Genomic DNA, 22,441 nt, shown 5'->3' with positions numbered 1-22,441 from the left:
CGCGACGATGCGGGCATTTTTGTTTCCGGCGGCCGGGCAGACCGACACCTTCGCCTCAGGAGGACGCCGGCTGGTCGAACTGCAACGCCGCCAGGCGCGCATACAGTGAATTGCTGGCGATCAGTTCCTGGTGAGTGCCCACGGCCACCAGCCGGCCTTGATCCATTACCGCGATCCGGTCGGCGTTCTTCACCGTGGCCAGGCGATGGGCGATCACCAGGGTGGTGCGGTTGTGCATCAGGCTGGGCAAGGCTTGCTGGATCAGATGCTCGCTCTGGGCATCCAGGGCGCTGGTGGCTTCGTCCAGCAACAGGATCGGCGCATCCACCAGCAGCGCCCGGGCAATCGCCAGGCGCTGGCGCTGGCCGCCGGAAAGCCCCTGTCCACCTTCGCCCAGATGGGTCTGGTAACCCTGGGGCATCCTCTCGATGAACTCATGGGCATGGGCGATCCTGGCCGCCTCCCTGACCTGCTCGGCCGTGGCCGACGGCTGGCCATAGCGAATGTTCTCCTCGATGCTGCCGAAGAACAGCGCCGGGTTTTGCGAGACCAGGGCAAAACAGCGGCGCAGCGCCTGAGGGTCGAGGCGGGTCACGGGCACGCCGTCGAGCAGGATGCGCCCCTGCTCCGGGTCGTAGAACCGCAGCAGCAGGTCGTAGATGGTCGATTTACCGGCCCCCGACGGCCCGACCAGCGCCAGGGTTTCGCCCTCGCGGACGCTCAGGCTCAGGCCATCGACGGCATAAGTGTCCGGACGCGAGGGGTAGGAAAAACGCAGGTTTTCCATCACCAGCTCGCCCCGCACCCGCTCGGGCAAGGCCAGCAGCCCCTCGCTGGGTGGCTGGATCAGGCTTTCCGAGCGCAGCAGTTCGGCAATCCGCTCCGCCGCACCCGCGGCGCGCTGCAACTCACCGATCACCTCGCTGAGGGTGCCGAACGCACTGCCGACGATCAGGCTGTAGAAGACAAAGGCCGCCAGTTCGCCACTGGAAATGCGCCCGGCGATCACATCCATGCCACCGACCCAGAGCATCACCCCGACCGCCCCCAACACCAGCACGATCACCAGGGTAATCAACCACGCCCGCTGGACGATGCGCCGCCGCGCCGTGTTGAACGCCTCCTCCACGGTCAGGGCAAAACGTCGCTCGTCCTGCGACTGGTGGTTGTAGGCCTGGACCGTCTTGATCTGCCCCAGGGTTTCCGCCACGTAACTGCCGACATCGGCGATACGGTCCTGGCTCAGGCGCGACAGGTTGCGCACCCGGCGCCCGAAAATCAGGATCGGCGCCAGGACCAGGGGCAAGGCGATCACCACGATGCTGGTGAGCTTGGGGTTGGTGACGAACAGCAGCACGATGCCGCCGATCACCATCAGCGCGTTGCGCAAGAACAGCGACAGCGACGAACCGATCACCGACTGCAGCAAGGTCGTGTCGGCGGTCAGCCGCGACTGGATCTCCGAGCTGCGGTTGTTCTCATAGAAGCCCGGATGCAGGTAGATCAGGTGATTGAACACCTGTCGACGGATGTCCGCCACGCAGCGCTCGCCGATCCACGACACCAGGTAGAAACGCACGAACGTTCCCACCGCGAGCCCCACCACCAGCAGCAGGAACAGGCCGATGGACTGGTTGAGCAGGTCCGGCGAACCAGTCATGAAACCCCGATCGACCAACAGCCGGATACCCTGCCCCATGGACAGCGTGATGCCCACGGTCACCACCAGCGCCAGCAATGCGCCCAGGGCCTGCCAGCGATAAGGCGCGATGAAACGGCTGGCCAGGCGGATCGCCCGGCGTTGACGCGAAGAGAGCAAGACATTCATTCGGGAACCTACCTGAGAGCCGGGCCGGACCATCCACCGCGGCCTGGCCCCGCGGGGAATCGGGCCGGGACCCGACTTTGCTGGAAGCTGATTTTGCTTGAACCAAACTGAATCACAATGAGTCAGGTTAATTATGTCCACTGACGCTAGAGCCTAGATGCTATTGGTCTAAGTTCCGAGTGGAACTCCACCGGCATTTCTGGTGGACTGATGCTTCATGCGAAACGCCGCAGTGAACCCGGCAGGGAGTTGTCACAGCTTGGTCACCTGGCGGTTTTAAAGTAAGCGCACTACCTGATGACGCCCTACCTGATGAGGAGACAGGCCATGTCCTTGCAACAGAGCAGCAATGACAAGATTGAAGTGATTCGTACCCACCCCGACCAGTCTCTGGGATGCGCCATCATCGACGCTCAGGGCCGCGAAGTACCGATCACCGAAGACATGATCCAGAACGCCTGCCGCGAACTGGAAAAGCGACTGGTCAAGCCTGCGCAGCAAGATTGACACCTAGCCTCACGTCCTCTTGACCCGGCCCCGGCGCCGGGTTTTTTATGCCCGCCGTTCCTCCTCCACGACGCCAGAAGGCGGCACGAAGGAGCAATAGCTCAGCGCACCAGCACCGCTCCCAGGGCCGTGACGATCTGCTGCAGGCCGGCGGCCTCGCCTTGCAAATGCACGGCCAGCCCGTCGATTTCCCGACGCGGCGGATAGCCCTTGCGCAAGGCGTCGAATGCGGCGCGCTGTTCGGCCACGCTGCCCACCAGGCTGCGGCGGAAATCCGCATCGTCGCGGCGCGGGTCGTAGACGGCCCGGCAGATCGTCGCCAAGGACCACGCCGGATCGCTGCCGGCATCGAGGCTCACTTGCGCCAGCCATGGCCGCGGCAGCAGATCATGCAGGCGAATCGACGGCGGCTGCCCAAGGAAATCGCAAAGCGCCTGATAGATCTGCGCCGTACCGCGCTGCCGGCCGTCGAGGCTGTAGCCAGCGATATGCGGCGTCGCCAGCACGCACAGGTCGGCCAGGGCCACATCGACCTGAGGCTCGCCCTCCCAGACATCCAGGACCGCCTGCAAGTCTTCGCGCTCCAGCAACACCTCGCGCAGGGCAGCGTTATCCACCACCGCGCCGCGGCTGGCATTGATCAGCCAGGCGCCGGAGCGCAGGCGCCGCAGTTTCGACTTGTCCAACAGGTGCCAGGTCGGCAACTCGCCTCCCTTGGTCAGGGGGGTGTGCAGGCTGATCACGTCGCACTGCGCGAGGATCTGCTCGAGGCTGACATAGTCGCCCTCCTCGGCCGCCTGCCGCGGCGGGTCGCAGACCAGGACGTTCCAGCCCAGGCCACGCAACACCTCGATCAGTCGCCCGCCGACCTCACCCGCGCCGACCACACCGTAAGTGCGTTGGGCCAGGTCGACGCCTTCGATTTCCGCCAGGGTCAGCAAACTGCCCAGCACATAGTCGACTACTCCGCGCGCATTACAGCCCGGCGCACTGGACCAGCGAATGCCCGCCTCATCGAAGTACTCGAGGTCCAGGTGATCGGTGCCGATGGTGCAGGTGCCGACAAAACGCACCTGGCTGCCTTCGAGCAACTCGCGGCTGACCTGGGTCACCGAACGCACCAGCAACACATCGGCGCCCTCGATGGCGGCGCGGTCGATGGCCCGCCCGGGGAAACGGCGGATCTCGCCAAAACCGGAAAAAAAGGCATCGAGCAGGGGAATATTTTCGTCGGCAACAATCAGCATGGCAGGCTCCTTTCGCAGTGCCGCAGTTTAGGCGTAGATGAGCGTATTGAGCCAGCGAGCAATCCGCCGCGGGGCCAGCTGTCGGCGCTTACAAATCGACAACAGAGGTTTTTTCCTGACCCATCCGTCAACGCGTAGAATACGCCGCCCTGCGCATCAACCCTGTGGACGCTTCGCCTGTGAACTCCGTGATCGATACCCCCGCCTCCTCCCTCAACCGCCCGGCCCGGGTGCGCCTGGAATTGCGCAGCCTGCTGGCCCTGGCCCTGCCGATCATGATCGCGCAGCTGGCGACCACGGCCATGGGCTTCGTCGATGCGGTGATGGCCGGACGAGTCAGCCCGCGGGACCTGGCGGCGGTCGCGCTGGGTAACTCGATCTGGATTCCGGTGTTCCTGCTGATGACCGGCACCCTGCTGGCCACCACCCCGAAAGTCGCCCAGCGGGTCGGCGCCGGCACCTTTGGCGAAATCGGCCCGCTGGTGCGCCAGGCGTTGTGGCTGGCGCTGGTAGTCGGCCTGAGCGCCAGTCTGATCCTGGTCAACGCCGAACCGATCCTGCACCTGATGAAGGTCGACCCGGAACTGATCGGCCCCTGCATGGAATACCTGCACGGCATCGCCAGCGGCATGCCGGCCGTGGCCCTGTATTACGTCCTGCGCTGCTTCAGCGACGCCCTGGGCCGCACGCGGCCGAGCATGGTCATGGGCCTGTGCGGCCTGGCGCTGAACATTCCGATCAACTACGTGTTCATCTATGGCCATCTCGGCGTGCCGGCCATGGGCGGCGTCGGTTGCGGCTGGGCCACCGCCATCGTCATGTGGGCAATGATGCTCGGCATGGCCGCCTGGACCCGCTGGGCGCCGGCCTACCAGAGCAGCCAGCTGTTCAAGCGTTTCGACTGGCCGCAATGGGCGGTGATCAAGCGCCTGCTGGGCGTGGGCCTGCCGATCGGCGTCGCGGTATTCGCCGAATCGAGCATCTTCGCGGTGATTGCACTGCTGATCGGCAGCCTCGGCGCCACGGTGGTCGCCGGGCACCAGATCGCCCTGAACATCAGTTCCCTGCTGTTCATGATTCCTTACTCCCTGGGCATGGCGGTCACGGTGCGGGTCGGCCAGGCCCTGGGCGCCGGCAACCCGCACCAGGCGCGCTTCGCCGCGGGTGTCGGGCTGGGCGCGGCGCTGGCGTTCGCCTTGTTCTCCGCGAGCCTGATCCTGCTGCTGCGCGAGTCCATCGCCTCGATCTACACCCCGGACACTGCGGTGATCCAGGTGGCCGCGATGCTGATCGTGTATGCCGCGCTCTATCAGTTCTCCGATGCGATCCAGGTGATCTGCGCGGGCGCCCTGCGCGGCTACCAGGACACCCGGGTGACCATGGTCCTGACACTGCTCGCCTATTGGGGCATCGGTCTGCCGGTGGGATATGTGCTGGGGCTGACCGATTGGTTCGGTCCTGCCAGCGGCCCGAGCGGGCTGTGGGAAGGCTTGATCGCGGGCTTGAGCTGTGCGGCGCTGATGCTGTCGATCCGCCTGGCACGCAGTGCGCGCAAGCGGATCCGTATCAGCCGGGCGGCGGGTTAACCGGACTTCTTGCGAATCCAGTACAGATAGGTGCCGGCCTCTTCCTGCTGAGCGACCAGCTCATGGTCCAGGAACACGCAGAACTTGGGGATGTCGCGGCGGGTCGAGGGATCGGTGGCTATCACCTTGAGCAGGCCGCCAGGCTGCAGGTCACGGATATGCTGGTGCAGCATCATGACCGGTTCCGGGCAATTGAGCCCTGTGGCATCCAGCGTGCCGTCGACCGGCGTATCGATGATTTGACTCATGACTCACTCCTGAAACTGGCCGGCATTGTCGCGCAATGCCGGCAGCGGCGCCAACTGCCGTATTGCCTCACCCTGCAGGAGCGAGGCTTGCCCGCGATATCGTTCATCGCGAGCGAGCTGCGCTCCTACAGACACACGCCGTATCAGGACCTGGGCTTCTTGGTATCCAGCCGGCGCAAATGGCAGGTCACTTCCTCACGGTCGTGGTACAGCTGCTTGCAGCCGATGGCCACGCGAATCCCGCGCGCCTTGAAGCCCTCCTCGATCCGCTCGAGCAAGCGTTTCACTTCCGCATAGCGCTGTTTCATCGGCAGCTTCAGGTTGACCACCGCTTCGCGGCAATACCCCTCGCCGATCCAGGTTTCCAGCAAGGCCGCGTTGCGCGCCGGCTTCTCGACGATGTCGCAGACCATCCAGTCCACCGGCTGCCTGGGCTTGAAGGTGAAACCGTCGGCCATCAGGTGCTGTACCAGGCCGGTGTCCATCAGGCTTTCAGCCATCGGCCCGTTGTCGACGGCGGTGACCAGCATGCCGCGGTTGACCAGTTGCCAGGTCCAGCCACCCGGGGCCGCGCCCAGGTCGACGCCGGTCATGTCGCCGTGCAGGCGCTCATCCCACTGATCGCGGGGAATGAAGTGATGCCAGGCTTCCTCCAGCTTCAGGGTCGAACGGCTCGGCGCTTCCCGGGGGAACTTCAAGCGCGGAATGCCCATCGGCCACATCGCTGAATTACCGGCGTCCGCCAGGCCGACGAAGACCTCGCGGCCGCTCTTGAAGGTCAGCAGCAAGCGCGGCTTGGCCGCATCCTCCACCAGCTTGCCGGCGGCCGTCAGCGCCTTGCGCAGCGGGCCCTCGAATTTCTTGCAGAAGTTCGACAACTCCTTGCCGTCGTTGGTATCCAGCACTTCCAGCCACAGGCTGCCGCAGGTCGGAAAACTCGCCAGTTGGGCCAGGATCACGCTGATGCGGTCGGTTTCCGGCAGCTCGACGAAAGCGCCCCGCGCCCATTGCCGCGGAAAGATCAGCTCGGCGAAACGCAGTTCGCGCATCAGGCGTTCGGTGCCATCCGCCTCGCTGCAGACGAACTCGGCACAGGCGCTGCCCGGCTTGGCCTTGGCATACCCGGCCACGTTCAGGCGCGCAGCCTGGTCGGCGATTTCGGAACAGACTTCGCCTTCGAAGCCCGGACGGCAGTGCATAAAGAGGGTGTTCATCGAATCTCCTGGCAATCGATCACGCGCAAACCTGCCCGAAGTGCGCAAAGCCTGTCACGAAAACCGGCGCATGATAGCCGAGATCGGAACCTTGGACTTGTCCATAGAGTCCAGTTATTAGCCAGCTAAGGAAAACAGCGCTAGGTTAAGAGCTCTGTCCGTCCCGTCAGGTCCGTAGCCGTGCGGACCACAAGGAGTGATTCAATGCCATCCCTCGATAGCCTGAGAACCCTTAAAACACTAAAGATCGACGACAAGACCTACCATTACTTCAGCCTGCCGGAAGCCGCCAGAAGCCTGGGCGACCTCGACCCGCTGCCGATGTCGTTGAAAGTCCTGCTGGAGAACCTGCTCCGCTGGGAAGACGAAAAAACCGTGACCGGCGCCGACCTCAAGGCCCTCGCCGCCTGGCTCAAGGAGCGTCGCTCCGACCGCGAGATCCAGTACCGTCCGGCGCGGGTGCTGATGCAAGACTTCACCGGCGTACCGGCAGTGGTCGACCTGGCGGCCATGCGGGCGGCCATGGCCAAGGCCGGTGGCGACCCACAGCGCATCAACCCGCTGTCGCCGGTGGACCTGGTGATCGACCACTCGGTGATGGTCGACAAGTTCGCCAGCAGTAGCGCGTTCGAGCAGAACGTCGACATTGAAATGCAGCGCAACGGCGAGCGCTATGCCTTCCTGCGCTGGGGCCAGAGCGCCTTCGACAACTTCAGCGTGGTACCGCCGGGCACCGGGATCTGCCACCAGGTCAACCTGGAATACCTGGGCCGCACGGTCTGGACCAAAGAGGAAGACGGCCGCACCTACGCCTTCCCCGACACCCTGGTGGGCACCGACTCCCATACCACCATGATCAACGGCCTCGGCGTACTCGGCTGGGGCGTGGGCGGTATCGAGGCCGAGGCGGCGATGCTCGGCCAGCCGGTGTCGATGCTGATCCCGGAAGTCATCGGCTTCAAGCTCACGGGCAAGCTCAGGGAGGGCATCACCGCCACCGACCTGGTGCTGACCGTGACCCAGATGCTGCGCAAGAAAGGCGTGGTCGGCAAATTCGTCGAGTTCTATGGCGATGGCCTGGCCGACCTGCCGCTGGCCGACCGCGCCACCATCGCCAACATGGCGCCCGAGTACGGCGCCACCTGCGGCTTCTTCCCGGTGGACGAAGTCACCCTGGACTACCTGCGCCTGTCCGGTCGCCCGGATGCCGTGGTCAAGCTGGTGGAGGCCTACAGCAAGGCCCAGGGCCTGTGGCGCCTGCCCGGCAAGGAACCGGTCTTCACCGATAGCCTGGCCCTCGACATGGCCACGGTCGAAGCCAGCCTGGCCGGACCGAAACGGCCCCAGGACCGGGTCTCGCTGCCCAACGTCGGCCAGGCCTTCAGTGATTTCCTCGACCTGCAGTTCAAACCCGCCAGCAAGGAAGAAAACCGCCTGGAAAGCGAAGGCGGCGGTGGCGTCGCCGTGGGCAATGCCGATCTGGTGGGGGAAACCGACTACGACTATGAGGGCCAGACCTATCGCCTGAAAAACGGCGCAGTGGTGATCGCCGCCATCACCTCCTGTACCAACACGTCCAACCCCAGCGTGATGATGGCGGCCGGCCTGGTGGCGAAAAAGGCCGTGGAAAAAGGCCTCAAGCGCAAGCCCTGGGTGAAGAGCTCGCTGGCGCCCGGCTCGAAAGTGGTCACCGACTACTATCAGGCCGCGGGCCTGACCCAATACCTCGACGCCCTGGGATTCGACCTGGTGGGCTACGGCTGCACCACCTGCATCGGCAACTCCGGGCCTCTGCCGGAACCGATCGAGAAAGCCATCCAGAAAGCCGACCTGACTGTTGCCTCGGTGCTGTCCGGCAACCGCAACTTCGAAGGCCGCGTACACCCGCTGGTGAAAACCAACTGGCTGGCCTCGCCGCCGCTGGTGGTCGCCTATGCCCTGGCCGGCAGCGTGCGCATCGATATCAGCCGCGAGCCACTGGGCGAAGGGGCGGACGGCAAGCCGGTGTACCTGCGCGACATCTGGCCGAGCAGCCAGGAAATCGCCGCCGCCGTGGCCCAGGTCAACACGCGGATGTTCCACAAGGAATACGCCGAAGTGTTCGCCGGCGACGCCCAGTGGCAAGCCATCGAAGTGCCGAAGGCCGCCACCTATGTGTGGCAGCAGGACTCCACCTATATCCAGCATCCGCCGTTCTTCGACGACATCGCCGGCCCGCTGCCGGTGATCGAGGACGTCAAGGGCGCACGAGTCCTGGCGCTGCTCGGCGACTCTGTGACCACCGACCACATCTCCCCGGCCGGCAACATCAAGGCCGACAGCCCGGCCGGCCGCTACCTGCGCGAGCAGGGCGTGGAACCGCGGGACTTCAACTCCTACGGCTCGCGTCGCGGCAACCATGAAGTGATGATGCGCGGCACCTTCGCCAACATCCGTATCCGCAACGAGATGCTCGGCGGCGAAGAAGGCGGCAATACCCTCTACATTCCCACCGGCGAAAAACTGTCGATCTATGACGCGGCCATGCGCTATCAACAGGCAGGCACGCCGCTGGTAGTGATCGCCGGCCAGGAGTACGGCACCGGCTCCAGCCGCGACTGGGCGGCCAAGGGCACCAACCTGCTCGGGGTCAAGGCAGTGATTGCCGAGAGCTTCGAGCGGATCCACCGTTCCAACCTGGTGGGCATGGGTGTGCTGCCACTGCAGTTCAAGCTCGACCAGAACCGCAAGAGCCTGAACCTCACCGGCCGGGAAACCCTGGATATCCAGGGCCTGAGCGGCGTCGAACTGACCCCGAGGATGAACCTGACCCTGGTGATCACCCGCGAGGACGGCCGCCAGGAAAAGGTCGAGGTGCTCTGCCGCATCGACACCCTGAACGAGGTGGAATACTTCAAGTCCGGCGGGATCCTGCACTACGTCCTGCGGCAGCTGATCGCCGCGTAACCTCACGCTCTACCACCAACACCGCCTTCGGGCGGTGTTTTTGTTTTCACTTATTCATCGCGCCTGCCTCGTTATACTGCCCTCCCGTTCGTTCTATCCAATGATCGCTGACGCAGATGGCGCGAGCGGCTGATTCCATTCTTTTCGCAACAAGGATTTCCCATGACCGTTCTGCCATGGATGTACCTGGCACTTCTTTCCATTGGCTATGCCCTGGCCCTGGTCTATGGCCAGCTGGGCCTGCTGGCGCTGGTTTCCATCGCCTTGCTGCTGTGTGCCGGCTTTGCCGTGCGCCAGCAGAAAAGCCTGTATGCGCGCTACCTCGGGCACGGGCTGTTTGTGGTGCTGGCCCTGGCGCTGGCGATGCACTGGCTGCCCGGCTTCTACAACGGCCGCGCCATCGCCCCTGAGCGCCTCACCGCCGATGCCGTGCCGTTTTCCATGTACCTGAACCAGGACAAACCCCTGATCGGCTTCTGGCTGTTGCTGGCCTGCCCCTGGATAGTCGGACGACGCTCGCTGCGCCTGTCCCTCTATGCCACCGCCCTGGCCTTGACCCTGACCGCCGTGGCGGCCCTGGGCGGCGCGGTGCTGCTGGGCATCATCAGCTGGGCACCGAAATGGCCGGACCAGGCCTGGCTATGGGTACTGAACAACCTGCTGCTGGTGACGCTGGTGGAAGAAGCCTTGTTCCGTGGCTACATCCAGGGTGGCCTGAGCCGTCGCTTCCAGCACCTGCCCTACGGTGAAAACCTGGCCTTGCTGTGCGCGGCTCTGCTGTTCGGCCTGGTGCATGTGGGGGCCGGCTGGCAATGGTGGCTGCTGGCGAGCATCGCCGGCGTCGGCTACGGCCTGGCCTACCGTTTCGGCGGCCTGGGCGCCGCGGTGGCCACCCACTTCGGCTTGAACCTGTTGCACTTCGGGTTGTTCACCTACCCGATGCTGGCGGGTTGACTACGCTGAGCCGGGGCCCCGCACCGGGCCTCGGCTTTTCTGGTTCTTCGCCTCTACAGGCGGCTTGCGGTCGATTCAAGCCCCTGTCAATGAGGCACTTCTCAAATCTCTGAAAAAAACTTCAACAAATGGCGAAGACCGCCGACAACCTTTCAAAGCCTTGCGGATAGAAAAACCATGCGTAACAACCAGCCTGTCACCCAGCGCGAACGTACCTTTCCGGCTCAGCAGCGGTTGATTTCCACTACCGATGCCAAAGGCGTGATCACCTACTGCAACGATGCCTTCGTTGAAATCAGCGGGTTTTCTCGTGAGGAACTGGTTCGCGCACCGCACAACCTGGTCCGTCACCCCGACGTCCCCGCTGCGGTGTTCGCGCACATGTGGGCGACCCTGAAACAAGGCTTGCCATGGATGGGCATTGTCAAGAATCGCTGCAAGACCGGTGACCACTATTGGGTCAACGCCTACGTGACACCGGTGTTCGAAGGCCAGCAAGTGGTCGGCTACGAGTCGGTGCGGGTCAAGCCCACCGCCGAGCAGGTCCGCCGGGCCGAAGCGCTCTACCAACGCATCAACCAGGGCAAGTCGGCCATTCCGAAGCGGGACAAATGGTTGCCGATCCTCCAGGACTGGTTGCCCTTCATCCTGGTCAGCCAACTGAGCTTCCTGATTGGCGCCTGGCTCAACTCCTCCTGGGGCTTCGCCCTCGCCGCCGGCCTTTCCGTGCCGCTCGGCCTGCTGGGGTTGAGCTGGCAACAGCGCGGCCTCAAGCGCCTGCTGCGCCTGGCCGAGCAGACCACCTCCGACCCGCTGATCGCCCAGATGTACACCGACAGCCGCGGCGCCCAGGCGCGCCTGGAGATGTCGATCCTCAGCCAGGAAGCCCGCCTGAAAACCTGCCTGACCCGTTTGCAGGACACCGCCGAGCACCTCAATGAGCAGGCCCGGCAATCCGACACCCTGGCCCACAACAGCTCCACTGGCCTGGAACGCCAGCGGGTGGAAACCGAACAGGTGGCCACCGCGGTCAACCAGATGGCCGCCACCACTCAGGAAGTGGCCAGCCATGTGCAGCGCACGGCCGATGCCACCCAGGAAGCCAACCGCCTCACCGGCCGCGGCCGGGACATCGCCGGGGAAACCCGCGAAGCCATCCAGCGCCTGTCGGTGGTGGTGGGCGAAACCGGCCTGACCGTGACCCAGCTGGCCAAGGACAGCGACGAGATCGGTGGCGTGGTCGATGTGATCAAGGGCATCGCCGACCAGACCAACCTGCTGGCGCTGAACGCCGCCATCGAAGCGGCCCGCGCCGGGGAAATGGGCCGCGGCTTCGCCGTGGTGGCCGACGAGGTTCGCCAGCTTGCGCAACGCACCAGCGAGTCCACCGGGCAGATCCACAACCTGATCGCCAAGCTCCAGCAGACGGCCAGCACCGCGGTGCAGACCATGGACGCCGGGCATCGCCAGGCCGAGGAAGGCGTGGCTCGGGTGCTGGAAGCCGACCAGGCGCTGGTGGGCATCAGTGAAGCGGTGGCCAATATCACCGACATGACCACCCAGATCGCCGCCGCCACCGAAGAGCAGAGTGCGGTGGCCGAAGAGATCAGCCGCAATATCAGCACCATTGCGCAGCTGGCCGACCAGACTTCGGAACAGGCGCAGAACTCGGCGCAGCTCAGCGAAGAGCTGACCCGCACCGCCAACACGCAGTACTCGCTGGTCGAACGTTTCAACCGCTGAACCCAGGCAATAAAAAACCCGGAAGGCCCGCCTCCCGGGTTTTTTATTGCCGATTTCCCAGCTCCCCGCCCCTCCTGTAGGAGCGAAGCTTGCTCGCGATGCAGTGTGTCAGTCAGCATCGTCATCGCCTTGAAGAGCAATCGCGAGCAAGCTTCGCTCCTACAAGATGCAGGGGCTCAGTGCAGCCGGCGCAGAAATTCGGCGACCTTCTGCGCGGTCGCTTCCAGATGCTGCTCATGGGTCAGGCCAGAGGCCTTGAGCGGCTTCAGGTCATGGTCGGCCGCCGCCAGCCAGTACAACTCGATCTCCGCCGACAGCGCATAGGCTTCGACCGCCGCACGGTTGCCCAGGGCATCGCGTTCGCCCTGCACGATCAGGGTCGGGGTGCGCAGCTGCGCCAGGTGGGCGACCCGGGGCTTCTCCGGCTTGCCGGCGGCATAGAACGGATACCCCAGGCACACCAGCGCATCGGCGCCCAGCTCGTCGGCCAGCAGGCTGGCCATGCGCCCGCCCATGGACTTGCCACCGATGGCCAATCGCCCAGCGACATGAGGTCGCACCTGGGCATAGACCTCGCGCCAGCACTCCAGCAGCTTCGGCGCCGGGTTAGGCGGCCGTTTGCCACCATCGAGACGACGCTGGGCCATGTAGGGAAACTCGAAGCGCAGCACGTTGACCCCATGCCCCGCAAGGCGTGCAGCCATATCGTTCATGAACGCGCTGTCCATCGGTGCGCCGGCACCATGGGCGAGGATCAGGGTCAGCGCTTCGCCGGCCGCCGGCTGCCGCGCGACATCCCACAGCCAGCCTTGTTCCCGCACGCATTGCGCCCATTGATCCCCGTCAATAACAGCCCCTTGCCGTTTGCCCATGCTTACCTCGCTTTTAGTCTGCCTATAACTCCAGAAGAAGTGAGCGCGCCTTGCCGTGCGCAGTCGCTTTCACTTCAGCTGAACCGTGGATGGGGAACCATGAACACTTCTATCAGTACCGCCTACAACTACAAGGTGGTCCGCCAATTCGCCATTATGACGGTGGTGTGGGGCATCGTCGGCATGGGGCTCGGGGTTTTTCTCGCCGCCCAGTTGGTCTGGCCCGAACTCAACTTCAACCTGCCCTGGACCAGTTTCGGTCGCCTGCGCCCGTTGCACACCAACGCGGTGATTTTCGCCTTTGGTGGCTGCGCACTGTTCGCCAGCTCCTTCTACTCGGTGCAACGCACCTGCCAGACCCAGCTGTTCGCGCCGAAAATCGCCGCGTTCTGCTTCTGGGGCTGGCAGCTGGTGATCCTGCTGGCGGCCATCAGCCTGCCGCTGGGCTACACCAGCTCCAAGGAATACGCCGAGCTGGAATGGCCGATCGACATCCTGATCACCATTGTCTGGGTGGCCTACGCCATTGTGTTCTTCGGCACGGTGATGAAGCGCAACACCAAGCACATCTACGTGGGCAACTGGTTCTTCGGCGGTTTCATCCTCACCGTGGCCATCCTGCACATCGTCAATAACCTGGAACTGCCGGTCAGCCTGACCAAGTCCTACTCGGTGTATGCCGGTGCGACCGACGCCATGGTGCAATGGTGGTACGGCCACAACGCGGTGGGCTTCTTCCTGACCGCGGGCTTCCTGGGGATGATGTACTACTTCGTGCCCAAGCAGGCCGAACGCCCGGTGTACTCCTATCGCCTGTCGATCGTGCACTTCTGGGCGCTGATCACCCTGTACATCTGGGCCGGCCCGCACCACCTGCACTACACCGCACTGCCGGACTGGGCACAGTCGCTAGGCATGGTGATGTCGCTGATCCTCCTGGCGCCCAGCTGGGGCGGCATGATCAACGGCATGATGACCCTCTCGGGCGCCTGGCATAAATTGCGCAGCGACCCGATCCTGCGCTTCCTGGTGGTGTCCCTGGCGTTCTACGGCATGTCGACCTTCGAAGGTCCGATGATGGCGATCAAGACCGTCAACGCCCTCTCACACTACACCGACTGGACCATCGGCCACGTACACGCCGGCGCATTGGGCTGGGTCGCGATGATCTCGATCGGCGCCCTGTACCACATGATCCCGAAAGTCTTCGGTCGCCAGCAGATGCATAGCATCGGCCTCATCAACGCGCACTTCTGGCTGGCCACCATCGGCACCGTGCTCTACATCGCCTCGATGTGGGTCAACGGCATCGCCCAGGGCCTGATGTGGCGCGCCGTCAACGAAGACGGGACGCTGACCTACTCCTTCGTCGAAACCCTGGTGGCCAGCCACCCAGGCTTCATCGTGCGGCTGGCCGGCGGCGCGATCTTCCTCTTCGGCATGTTGCTGATGGCCTACAACACCTGGCGCACCGTGCGCTCGGCACAGCCTGCCGAAATCACCGCCGCTGCGCAGATGGCCTGAGGAGTCCGCCATGAAACACGAAGTCATCGAGAAAAACGTCGGCCTGCTGATGCTGCTGATGGTATTTGCCGTAAGCATCGGCGGTCTGACCCAGATCGTCCCGCTGTTCTTCCAGGACGTCACCAACAAGCCGGTGGAAGGCATGAAGCCCTACACCGCCCTGCAGCTGGAAGGCCGCGATATCTACATCCGCGAAGGCTGCGTCGGTTGCCATTCGCAGATGATCCGTCCGTTCCGCGCCGAGACCGAACGCTACGGCCACTACTCGGTCGCCGGCGAAAGCGTCTGGGACCACCCGTTCCTGTGGGGCTCCAAGCGCACCGGTCCGGACCTGGCCCGGGTCGGCGGCCGCTACTCCGACGATTGGCACCGCGCGCACCTGTACAACCCGCGCAACGTGGTGCCCGAATCGAAGATGCCGGCCTACCCGTGGCTGGTCACCCAGCCGGTCGACAGCAGCCACACCGAAACCAAGCTGCGCGCCATGCGCACCCTCGGCGTGCCCTACAACGACGACGATATCGCCGGAGCCGTTGCCTCCCTCAAGGGCAAGACCGAGATGGATGCCCTGGTCGCCTACCTGCAAGTGCTCGGCACTGCCATCAAGAGCAAGAGGTGAGCCATGGGTCTTGAACTCGATACCGGCATGATCCGCGGGCTCGGCACGCTGGTGGTGATGATCGCCTTCATCGGCCTGTCGATCTGGGTCTTCAACGCCAAGCGCAACCCGGAGTTCGCCCAGGCACGCCTGCTGCCCTTTGCCGACGAACCTGCGCCGGAACTGCCCGGCACTTCATCTGATGACGCTCAATCCGAAGAGCATGCGACAAGGAGCATTCGGCCATGACCACCTTCTGGAGTACGTACATCTGCGTACTGACCATAGGCAGCCTGATCGGCCTGACCTGGCTGTTGATCGGCACGCGCAAGGGCGAGACCAAGGGCAGCGTCGACCAGACCATGGGCCACAGCTTCGATGGCATCGAGGAGTACGACAACCCGCTGCCGCAGTGGTGGTTCCTGCTGTTCGCCGGCACCCTGGTGTTTTCCGTCGGCTACCTGATCCTCTACCCGGGCCTGGGCAACTGGAAAGGCGTCCTGCCCGGCTACGAGGACGGCTGGACCCAGACCAAGGAATGGGAAAAGGAGATGAACAAGGCAGACGCCAAGTTCGGGCCGATCTTCGCCAAATTCGCGGCCATGCCCGTGGAAGAGGTGGCCAAGGACCCACAAGCCCTGAAGATGGGCGGACGCCTGTTCGCCTCCAACTGCTCGGTCTGCCACGGCTCGGACGCCAAGGGCGCCTTCGGCTTCCCCAACTTGGCCGACAACAACTGGCGCTGGGGCGGCAGTGCCGACACCATCAAGGCCACTATCATGGGCGGCCGCATGGCCGCCATGCCGGCCTGGGGCGAAGTGCTGGGCGAGGATGGGGTGAAGAACGTCGCCGCCTATGTACGCCACGACCTGGCCGGCCTGCCGCTGCCGGCCGACAGCGGCGCCGACCTGGCCGCCGGCAAGCAGGCGTTCGCCACCACCTGCGTCGCCTGCCACGGCGCCAATGGCCAGGGCACTGAAATCATGGGCGCGCCGAACCTGACGCAACCGGCCGGCTTCATCTACGGCACCAGCCTGACCCAGCTGCAACAGACCATTCGCCATGGTCGCCAGGGCCACATGCCGGCGCAGAACGAACTGCTCGGCAACGACAAGGTCCAGCTGCTCGCGGCCTATGTCTACAGCCTGTCGCACAACGCGGCTGCCCAGCCGCAGCCTGAAACCGCAAGCGGGCAATAACCGCTCCTGCCCTGCCGCATCGCTCGATGCGGCAGTTCCCCGCCCTTGCGCGACCAAGTGTCGCACCCTCTCTACCTCCTGCCTTTCCACTCTCCGGATTCGGGTCTAAGCTGCTTCGCAGTGGACTGGCAACGGCCGGTCACAGAGCAGAAGTAGCCGTTCCATTCGAAGCCGTCGCTCGAGGACAGGCCGCAAAGGCTGGTATATACCGGCTGTCGCGCCAGTTACCGTCTGTCGCTCGTTCAGGCGCTCGCCACACACCCGGTTACAACTGACCTGTACCCCTCGCCTTTTTCATCCGCTGCGACATTTTGTCCCGGGCCGATTTTGCCCTTACTCCGCGCATGGAAAGGCCGCAGAATCAGCTTTTGAAAGCATTGACCCAGGTCATGGCGCGTTGCAATGACCCCCTGCTTTCTCCATACTTGCGGCCGATTTTTACTCCAATAAAACACCCAAACCGTGGAACCTTAGAATGAGCACAGCAATCAGTCCGACTGCTTATAACTATAAGGTAGTCCGCCAGTTCGCCATCATGACGGTGGTCTGGGGGATCCTTGGCATGGGGCTCGGTGTCTTCATCGCCTCGCAACTGGTCTGGCCGGAATTGAACTTCGGCCTGCCATGGACGACCTTTGGACGCCTGCGCCCGCTGCACACCAACCTGGTGATTTTCGCCTTCGGTGGATGTGCGTTGTTTGCCACTTCTTACTACGTCGTGCAGCGAACCTGCCAAACGCGACTGATTTCCGACAGCCTCGCGGCCTTCACCTTCTGGGGTTGGCAAGCCGTGATCGTCGGCGCGATCGTTACCTTGCCGCTGGGTTACACCACCACCAAGGAATACGCGGAACTGGAATGGCCCCTGGCTATCCTGCTGGCCATCGTCTGGGTCACCTACGGCCTGGTGTTCTTCGGCACCATCGTCAAGCGCAAGACCAAGCACATCTATGTGGGCAACTGGTTCTACGGTGCCTTCATCGTGGTCACCGCGATGCTGCACATCGTCAACCACGCCTCCCTGCCGGTCAGCTTCTTCAAGTCCTACTCGGCTTATTCGGGTGCGACCGACGCCATGATCCAGTGGTGGTACGGCCACAACGCCGTGGGCTTCTTCCTGACCACCGGCTTCCTGGGGATGATGTACTACTTCGTGCCGAAACAGGCCGAGCGTCCGATCTACTCCTATCGCCTGTCCATCGTGCACTTCTGGGCACTGATCACCCTGTACATCTGGGCCGGCCCGCACCACCTGCACTACACCGCGCTGCCGGACTGGGCCCAGTCCCTGGGCATGGCCATGTCGATCATCCTGCTGGCGCCAAGCTGGGGCGGCATGATCAACGGCATGATGACCCTCTCGGGCGCCTGGCATAAGCTGCGCACCGACCCGATCCTGCGGTTCCTGGTGGTATCCCTGGCGTTCTACGGCATGTCGACCTTCGAAGGCCCGATGATGGCGATCAAGACCGTCAACTCGCTGTCGCACTACACCGACTGGACCATCGGCCACGTACACGCCGGCGCATTGGGCTGGGTCGCGATGATCTCCATCGGCGCCCTGTACCACATGATCCCGAAAGTCTTCGGTCGCCAGCAGATGCACAGCATCGGCCTGATCAACACCCACTTCTGGCTGGCTACCATCGGTACCGTGCTGTACATCGCCTCGATGTGGGTCAACGGCATCACCCAGGGCCTGATGTGGCGTGCGATCAACGATGACGGCACCCTCACCTACTCCTTCGTCGAAGCCCTGCAGGCCAGCCACCCTGGCTTCATCGTCCGCGCCCTGGGCGGTGCGTTCTTTGCCACCGGCATGCTGTTCATGGCTTACAACGTGTTCCGCACCGTTCGCGCCTCGAACCCGGCTGAAGCGGAAGCCGCTGCTCAGATCGCTGTAGTTGGAGCTCACTGATGAAGCATGAAGCCGTAGAAAAGAATATCGGCCTGCTGGCCTTCTTCATGGTCATCGCCGTCAGCATCGGCGGCCTGACCCAGATCGTCCCGCTGTTCTTCCAGGACGTCACCAACAAGCCGGTGGAAGGCATGAAGCCGCGCACCGCCCTGGAACTGGAAGGTCGCGACGTCTATATCGCCAACGGCTGTGTCGGCTGCCACTCGCAGATGATCCGTCCGTTCCGTGCCGAAACCGAACGCTATGGCCACTACTCGGTCGCCGGTGAAAGCGTCTGGGACCACCCGTTCCTGTGGGGTTCCAAGCGTACCGGTCCGGACCTGGCCCGCGTCGGCGGTCGTTACTCCGACGACTGGCAGCGTGCGCACCTGTACAACCCGCGCAACGTAGTACCCGAGTCGAAAATGCCGGCTTACCCGTTCCTCGTAGAAAACAAGCTCGACGGCAAAGACACCGCGAAAAAAATGGAAGTCTTGCGCACGCTCGGCGTCCCTTATACCGACGAAGACATCGCCGGGGCCAAGGACGCCGTGAAGGGCAAAACCGAAATGGACGCGCTGGTGGCCTATCTGCAAGGCCTGGGCACCATCATCAAAAGCAAACGGTGATTTAGATGGATATCGGGATGATTCGTGGCCTGGGCACCGTTGTTGTGATGGTGGCCTTCATCGGCCTGGCGCTGTGGGTGTTCAGCCCCAAGCGCAAATCCGAGTTCGATGACGCGACCTTGCTGCCGTTCGCGGATGATCCCGAAGCCATCAAGCACGTCGAGCAAGCTTCTAGGAGTAACAAAGAATGACTACGTTCTGGAGTCTGTACGTCACAGTCCTCAGTCTGGGTACCATCTTCGCCCTGACCTGGCTGCTGCTGTCGACCCGCAAGGGCCAGCGCGCCGAGCAGACCGACGAGACGGTCGGCCACTCCTTCGACGGGATCGAGGAGTACGACAACCCGCTGCCGAAATGGTGGTTCATGCTGTTCGTCGGCACCATCGTCTTCGCCCTGGGTTATCTGGTGCTGTACCCGGGCCTGGGCAACTGGAAAGGCCTGCTGCCAGGCTACAACTACCTGGACACCGAAAAGCAGACCCCCTTCGCCAATGGCCAGAGCGGCTGGACCGGTGTGCATGAATGGGAAAAGGAAATGGCCCGCTCGGACGCCAAGTTCGGTCCGATCTTCGCCAAGTTCGCCTCGATGCCGATCGAGGAAGTGGCCAAGGACCCGCAGGCCCTGAAGATGGGTGGCCGCCTGTTCGCCTCCAACTGCTCGGTCTGCCACGGTTCCGACGCCAAGGGTGCCTACGGCTTCCCCAACCTGACCGACGCCGACTGGCGCTGGGGCGGCGAGCCGGAAACCATCAAGACCACCATCATGGGCGGTCGCCACGCGGTGATGCCGGCCTGGGCCGAAGTCATCGGCGAACAGGGCGTCAGCGATGTTGCCGCCTACGTGCTGACCAACCTCGATGGCCGCAAGCTGCCGGAAAGCGCCAAGGCCGACCCGGCCAACGGCCAGAAGATCTTCGCCGCCAACTGCGTGGCGTGCCACGGTCCGGCCGGCAAGGGCACCCCCGCCATGGGCGCGCCTGACCTGACCCATCCGGGCGCGTTCATCTACGGCTCGAGCTTCGCCCAGTTGCAGCAGACCATCCGTTACGGCCGCCAGGGCCAGATGCCTGCCCAGGAACAGCTGCAAGGCAACGACAAGGTCCACCTGCTGGCCGCCTACGTCTACAGCCTGTCCCACGGCGACAAGCCGGCGGATGCCCAGGAAGCCCAATAAGGCAGACGCCTTCGGGTAAAAAAAAGGTCCCGCCAACGGAAGTTGGCGGGGCCTTTTCATTTCGCCCTCCCCCGAAGCACTTCGATGCGATTGAACGCAGGCACGGGGAAAAGCGTCCATAATCCACAAGTCAATTGATTCAAGTCATTACACCATCAATTGATTTCCCCCAACGCGACCAAAGGTCGCACCCTTGAGCTAGAGCGACAGGCGTATCATTGCGCCACTGCAACACCCCTACTTGATCGCGGTCGGCACGTACTGACCGGGGCATTTCTCCACTGCCGTGGGATGCAATGATGAGCAACCAGATTCCGGTACATGACGTTACCCCGCCTGCCAAGAATTCGAACAACAGCGTAGATCTCTACGCCTCCCGGGAAAAAATCTACACTCGCGCCTTCACCGGCCTCTTCCGCAACCTGCGGATGGTCGGCGGTGCCGCACTGTTCCTGTTGTATTTCGGTACGGTCTGGCTCAACTGGGGCGGCCACCAGGCCGTCTGGTGGAACCTGCCGGAGCGCAAGTTCTTCATCTTCGGCGCCACCTTCTGGCCCCAGGACTTCATCCTGCTGTCGGGGCTGTTGATCATCGCCGCCTTCGGCCTGTTCTTCATTACCGTGTACGCCGGGCGCGTCTGGTGCGGCTACACCTGCCCGCAAAGCGTCTGGACCTGGATCTTCATGTGGTGCGAGAAGGTCACCGAAGGCGACCGCAACCAGCGCATCAAGCTCGACAAGGCGCCGATGAGCGCCAACAAGTTCCTGCGCAAATTCAGCAAGCACAGCCTCTGGCTGCTGATCGGTTTCGTCACCGGCATGACCTTCGTCGGCTACTTCTCGCCGATCCGCGAACTGGTCATCGACTTCTTCACCGGCCAAGCCGATGGCTGGTCGTACTTCTGGGTCGGCTTCTTCACCCTCGCCACCTACGGCAACGCCGGCTGGCTGCGCGAACAGGTGTGCATCTACATGTGCCCGTACGCGCGCTTCCAGAGCGTGATGTTCGACAAGGACACCCTGATCGTCTCCTACGACCCGCGCCGCGGCGAAGGTCGCGGCCCGCGCAAGAAAGGCGTCGACTATAAGGCCATGGGCCTGGGCGACTGCATCGATTGCACCATGTGCGTCCAGGTCTGCCCGACCGGCATCGACATCCGTGACGGCCTGCAGATCGAATGCATCGGCTGCGCCGCCTGTATCGATGCCTGCGACAACATCATGGACAAGATGGACTACCCCCGCGGCCTCATCAGCTACACCACCGAACACAACCTGTCCGGGCAGAAAACCCATAAACTGCGCCCGCGCCTGGTCGGTTATGCGCTGGTGCTGCTGGCGATGATCAGCCTACTGGTCACCGCGTTCTTCATGCGCTCGCTGGTGGGTTTCGACGTCAGCAAGGACCGCGTGCTGTACCGCGAGAACGCCGAGGGCCGGATCGAGAACGTCTACAGCCTGAAGATCATGAACAAGGACCAGCGCGACCATACCTATGTGCTGGACGCCGCCGGCCTGCCGGACCTCAAGCTGCAGGGCAAACGCGAGATCAAGGTGGCGGCCGGCGATATCGTCAGCATGCCGGTCGAGCTGTCGAGTTCGCCGGAACAGCTGCCGTCGAGCACCAACGAGGTGAAATTCATCCTCAAGGACGCCGACGACGAAAGCGTCCACGTTGAAGCCAAGAGCCGGTTCATCGGCCCACAAATTCGTTAAGAGAAGTCATCATGCCCGCAGCGACCGCCACAAGCCCCTGGTACAAGCACCTCTGGCCCTGGATCATCATCGGCATCCTGACCACCTCGGTGTGCCTGAGCCTGACCATGGTCAGCATCGCCGTGCGCAACCCGGACAACCTGGTCAACGACAACTACTACGAAGCCGGCAAAGGCATCAACCGCTCGCTGGACCGCGAACTCCTGGCCCAGACCCTGCAACTGCGCGCCAGCGTGCACCTGGACAGCCTCACCGGCGAAGTCGAGCTGCGCCTGAACGGCAACAGCGCGCCCGCCACCCTGGAGTTGAACCTGATCTCGCCGACCCAGCCGGAAAAGGACCGCAAGATCACCCTCGCCCGCAGCGAAACCGAGCCGGACCGCTACATCGGCCAGCTGAGCGACAAGGTCGAGGGCCGGCGCTTCGTCGAACTGCTGGGCGTCGAAGGCGACAAGACCTGGCGCATGTTCGAGGAAGAACAGGTCAGCCACGACAAGGACTTGCTGCTGGGTGACGAGCCGCTGCAAGGCGCGGAACACCTGGACCAGTAAGCACCCACC

Annotated in this window: 20 protein-coding genes; 15 read left to right on the top strand and 5 right to left on the bottom strand. The window is 63.5% G+C overall.

The features are described from left to right. Window positions 1–55: 55 nt before the first annotated feature. Complete coding sequence (locus tag TO66_RS09915; protein ID WP_044462170.1) at window positions 56–1,828, bottom strand: ABC transporter transmembrane domain-containing protein; 1,773 nt, start codon at window positions 1,826–1,828, stop codon at window positions 56–58. 327 nt (window positions 1,829–2,155) lie between these two features. Here TO66_RS09915 and TO66_RS09910 point away from each other — a divergent pair, with 327 nt between their 5' ends. Further along, the gene (locus TO66_RS09910; protein ID WP_044462169.1) at window positions 2,156–2,335 is read left to right on the top strand and encodes a PA1571 family protein; all 180 of its coding nucleotides are present in this window, start codon (window positions 2,156–2,158) and stop codon (window positions 2,333–2,335) included. Window positions 2,336–2,436: 101 nt separating this feature from the next. Here the strand turns inward: TO66_RS09910 and pdxB are convergent, their stop codons facing one another. Beyond that, window positions 2,437–3,582 carry a 4-phosphoerythronate dehydrogenase PdxB gene (pdxB, locus tag TO66_RS09905; protein WP_044462168.1) on the bottom strand — a complete coding sequence of 382 codons (1,146 nt, stop codon included), beginning with the start codon at window positions 3,580–3,582 and terminating at the stop codon, window positions 2,437–2,439. Between the two features lie 179 nt (window positions 3,583–3,761). On the opposite strand from pdxB, the gene TO66_RS09900 reads away from it, so the two are divergent. Next, window positions 3,762–5,168, top strand: a complete 1,407-nt coding sequence (locus tag TO66_RS09900) for an MATE family efflux transporter (protein WP_044462167.1) — start codon at window positions 3,762–3,764, stop codon at window positions 5,166–5,168. Here TO66_RS09900 and tusA read toward each other — a convergent pair. Both tusA and rlmM read right to left on the bottom strand, forming a co-directional pair. Further along, window positions 5,165–5,416, bottom strand: a complete 252-nt coding sequence (gene tusA / locus TO66_RS09895) for a sulfurtransferase TusA (protein WP_007921329.1) — start codon at window positions 5,414–5,416, stop codon at window positions 5,165–5,167. The two genes, TO66_RS09900 and tusA, sit on opposite strands and share 4 nt — an antisense overlap. A gap of 143 nt (window positions 5,417–5,559) precedes the next feature. Next, window positions 5,560–6,630 carry a 23S rRNA (cytidine(2498)-2'-O)-methyltransferase RlmM gene (rlmM, locus tag TO66_RS09890; RefSeq protein WP_044462166.1) on the bottom strand — a complete coding sequence of 357 codons (1,071 nt, stop codon included), beginning with the start codon at window positions 6,628–6,630 and terminating at the stop codon, window positions 5,560–5,562. Window positions 6,631–6,834: 204 nt separating this feature from the next. On the opposite strand from rlmM, the gene acnA reads away from it, so the two are divergent. The 3 genes from acnA to TO66_RS09875 all read left to right on the top strand — a co-directional run bounded on the left by acnA (window position 6,835) and on the right by TO66_RS09875 (window position 12,273). After that, on the top strand, window positions 6,835–9,576 hold the full coding sequence (acnA, locus tag TO66_RS09885) for an aconitate hydratase AcnA (RefSeq protein WP_044462165.1): 2,742 nt from the start codon (window positions 6,835–6,837) through the stop codon (window positions 9,574–9,576). Between the two features lie 162 nt (window positions 9,577–9,738). Further along, window positions 9,739–10,530, top strand: a complete 792-nt coding sequence (locus tag TO66_RS09880; protein WP_044462164.1) for a CPBP family intramembrane glutamic endopeptidase — start codon at window positions 9,739–9,741, stop codon at window positions 10,528–10,530. Between the two features lie 177 nt (window positions 10,531–10,707). Continuing rightward, window positions 10,708–12,273 carry a PAS domain-containing methyl-accepting chemotaxis protein gene (locus tag TO66_RS09875; protein WP_044462163.1) on the top strand — a complete coding sequence of 522 codons (1,566 nt, stop codon included), beginning with the start codon at window positions 10,708–10,710 and terminating at the stop codon, window positions 12,271–12,273. Between the two features lie 176 nt (window positions 12,274–12,449). Here the strand turns inward: TO66_RS09875 and TO66_RS09870 are convergent, their stop codons facing one another. Next, on the bottom strand, window positions 12,450–13,145 hold the full coding sequence (locus TO66_RS09870) for an alpha/beta family hydrolase (RefSeq protein ID WP_044462162.1): 696 nt from the start codon (window positions 13,143–13,145) through the stop codon (window positions 12,450–12,452). 99 nt (window positions 13,146–13,244) lie between these two features. Between TO66_RS09870 and ccoN (TO66_RS09865) the strand changes: the two genes are divergently transcribed. The 10 genes from ccoN (TO66_RS09865) to TO66_RS09820 all read left to right on the top strand — a co-directional run bounded on the left by ccoN (TO66_RS09865) (window position 13,245) and on the right by TO66_RS09820 (window position 22,432). Continuing rightward, complete coding sequence (gene ccoN / locus TO66_RS09865; protein ID WP_044462161.1) at window positions 13,245–14,669, top strand: cytochrome-c oxidase, cbb3-type subunit I; 1,425 nt, start codon at window positions 13,245–13,247, stop codon at window positions 14,667–14,669. 10 nt (window positions 14,670–14,679) lie between these two features. Further along, the gene (ccoO, locus tag TO66_RS09860; protein WP_044462160.1) at window positions 14,680–15,288 is read left to right on the top strand and encodes a cytochrome-c oxidase, cbb3-type subunit II; all 609 of its coding nucleotides are present in this window, start codon (window positions 14,680–14,682) and stop codon (window positions 15,286–15,288) included. Window positions 15,289–15,291: 3 nt separating this feature from the next. After that, window positions 15,292–15,516: a cbb3-type cytochrome c oxidase subunit 3 gene (locus tag TO66_RS09855; RefSeq protein WP_044462159.1), complete on the top strand. Its 225-nt coding sequence runs from the start codon at window positions 15,292–15,294 to the stop codon at window positions 15,514–15,516. Next, entirely contained in the window at window positions 15,513–16,466 is a 954-nt protein-coding gene (gene ccoP / locus TO66_RS09850; protein WP_044462158.1) for a cytochrome-c oxidase, cbb3-type subunit III, read from the top strand. Before TO66_RS09855 ends, ccoP (TO66_RS09850) begins: the two co-directional genes overlap by 4 nt. 475 nt (window positions 16,467–16,941) lie before the next feature. After that, a complete protein-coding gene (gene ccoN / locus TO66_RS09845) occupies window positions 16,942–18,384 on the top strand; it encodes a cytochrome-c oxidase, cbb3-type subunit I (RefSeq protein WP_044462157.1) in 1,443 nt (480 codons plus the stop codon). After that, window positions 18,384–18,992, top strand: a complete 609-nt coding sequence (gene ccoO, locus TO66_RS09840; protein ID WP_009042961.1) for a cytochrome-c oxidase, cbb3-type subunit II — start codon at window positions 18,384–18,386, stop codon at window positions 18,990–18,992. Before ccoN (TO66_RS09845) ends, ccoO (TO66_RS09840) begins: the two co-directional genes overlap by 1 nt. A 5-nt stretch (window positions 18,993–18,997) precedes the next feature. Beyond that, a complete protein-coding gene (locus tag TO66_RS09835) occupies window positions 18,998–19,183 on the top strand; it encodes a CcoQ/FixQ family Cbb3-type cytochrome c oxidase assembly chaperone (RefSeq protein ID WP_003183474.1) in 186 nt (61 codons plus the stop codon). After that, complete coding sequence (gene ccoP / locus TO66_RS09830) at window positions 19,180–20,166, top strand: cytochrome-c oxidase, cbb3-type subunit III (protein WP_044462156.1); 987 nt, start codon at window positions 19,180–19,182, stop codon at window positions 20,164–20,166. The genes TO66_RS09835 and ccoP (TO66_RS09830) overlap by 4 nt, the downstream gene beginning before the upstream one ends. Before the next feature lie 299 nt (window positions 20,167–20,465). Further along, window positions 20,466–21,881 carry a cytochrome c oxidase accessory protein CcoG gene (ccoG, locus tag TO66_RS09825; protein ID WP_044462155.1) on the top strand — a complete coding sequence of 472 codons (1,416 nt, stop codon included), beginning with the start codon at window positions 20,466–20,468 and terminating at the stop codon, window positions 21,879–21,881. An 11-nt stretch (window positions 21,882–21,892) separates the two neighbouring features. Then, complete coding sequence (locus TO66_RS09820) at window positions 21,893–22,432, top strand: FixH family protein (RefSeq protein WP_044462154.1); 540 nt, start codon at window positions 21,893–21,895, stop codon at window positions 22,430–22,432. The last annotated feature ends 9 nt before the right edge of the window (window positions 22,433–22,441 follow it).

This window comes from Pseudomonas sp. MRSN 12121 (assembly GCF_000931465.1).
Lineage (GTDB): Bacteria > Pseudomonadota > Gammaproteobacteria > Pseudomonadales > Pseudomonadaceae > Aquipseudomonas.
Note: the sequence above shows the minus strand (reverse complement) of the source record. Positions and strands in the feature narration are given on the sequence as shown.

Bases quoted from the DNA above. Each gene is read 5' to 3' on its own strand.
- TO66_RS09915 (WP_044462170.1), bottom strand. From the start codon at position 1,828: ATGAATGTCTTGCTCTCTTCGCGTCAACGCCGGGCGATCCGCCTGGCC.
- TO66_RS09910 (WP_044462169.1), top strand. From the start codon at position 2,156: ATGTCCTTGCAACAGAGCAGCAATGACAAGATTGAAGTGATTCGTACC.
- pdxB (WP_044462168.1), bottom strand. From the start codon at position 3,582: ATGCTGATTGTTGCCGACGAAAATATTCCCCTGCTCGATGCCTTTTTT.
- tusA (WP_007921329.1), bottom strand. From the start codon at position 5,416: ATGAGTCAAATCATCGATACGCCGGTCGACGGCACGCTGGATGCCACA.
- rlmM (WP_044462166.1), bottom strand. From the start codon at position 6,630: ATGAACACCCTCTTTATGCACTGCCGTCCGGGCTTCGAAGGCGAAGTC.
- acnA (WP_044462165.1), top strand. From the start codon at position 6,835: ATGCCATCCCTCGATAGCCTGAGAACCCTTAAAACACTAAAGATCGAC.
- TO66_RS09880 (WP_044462164.1), top strand. From the start codon at position 9,739: ATGACCGTTCTGCCATGGATGTACCTGGCACTTCTTTCCATTGGCTAT.
- TO66_RS09875 (WP_044462163.1), top strand. From the start codon at position 10,708: ATGCGTAACAACCAGCCTGTCACCCAGCGCGAACGTACCTTTCCGGCT.
- TO66_RS09870 (WP_044462162.1), bottom strand. From the start codon at position 13,145: ATGGGCAAACGGCAAGGGGCTGTTATTGACGGGGATCAATGGGCGCAA.
- ccoN (WP_044462161.1), top strand. From the start codon at position 13,245: ATGAACACTTCTATCAGTACCGCCTACAACTACAAGGTGGTCCGCCAA.
- ccoO (WP_044462160.1), top strand. From the start codon at position 14,680: ATGAAACACGAAGTCATCGAGAAAAACGTCGGCCTGCTGATGCTGCTG.
- TO66_RS09855 (WP_044462159.1), top strand. From the start codon at position 15,292: ATGGGTCTTGAACTCGATACCGGCATGATCCGCGGGCTCGGCACGCTG.
- ccoP (WP_044462158.1), top strand. From the start codon at position 15,513: ATGACCACCTTCTGGAGTACGTACATCTGCGTACTGACCATAGGCAGC.
- ccoN (WP_044462157.1), top strand. From the start codon at position 16,942: ATGAGCACAGCAATCAGTCCGACTGCTTATAACTATAAGGTAGTCCGC.
- ccoO (WP_009042961.1), top strand. From the start codon at position 18,384: ATGAAGCATGAAGCCGTAGAAAAGAATATCGGCCTGCTGGCCTTCTTC.
- TO66_RS09835 (WP_003183474.1), top strand. From the start codon at position 18,998: ATGGATATCGGGATGATTCGTGGCCTGGGCACCGTTGTTGTGATGGTG.
- ccoP (WP_044462156.1), top strand. From the start codon at position 19,180: ATGACTACGTTCTGGAGTCTGTACGTCACAGTCCTCAGTCTGGGTACC.
- ccoG (WP_044462155.1), top strand. From the start codon at position 20,466: ATGAGCAACCAGATTCCGGTACATGACGTTACCCCGCCTGCCAAGAAT.
- TO66_RS09820 (WP_044462154.1), top strand. From the start codon at position 21,893: ATGCCCGCAGCGACCGCCACAAGCCCCTGGTACAAGCACCTCTGGCCC.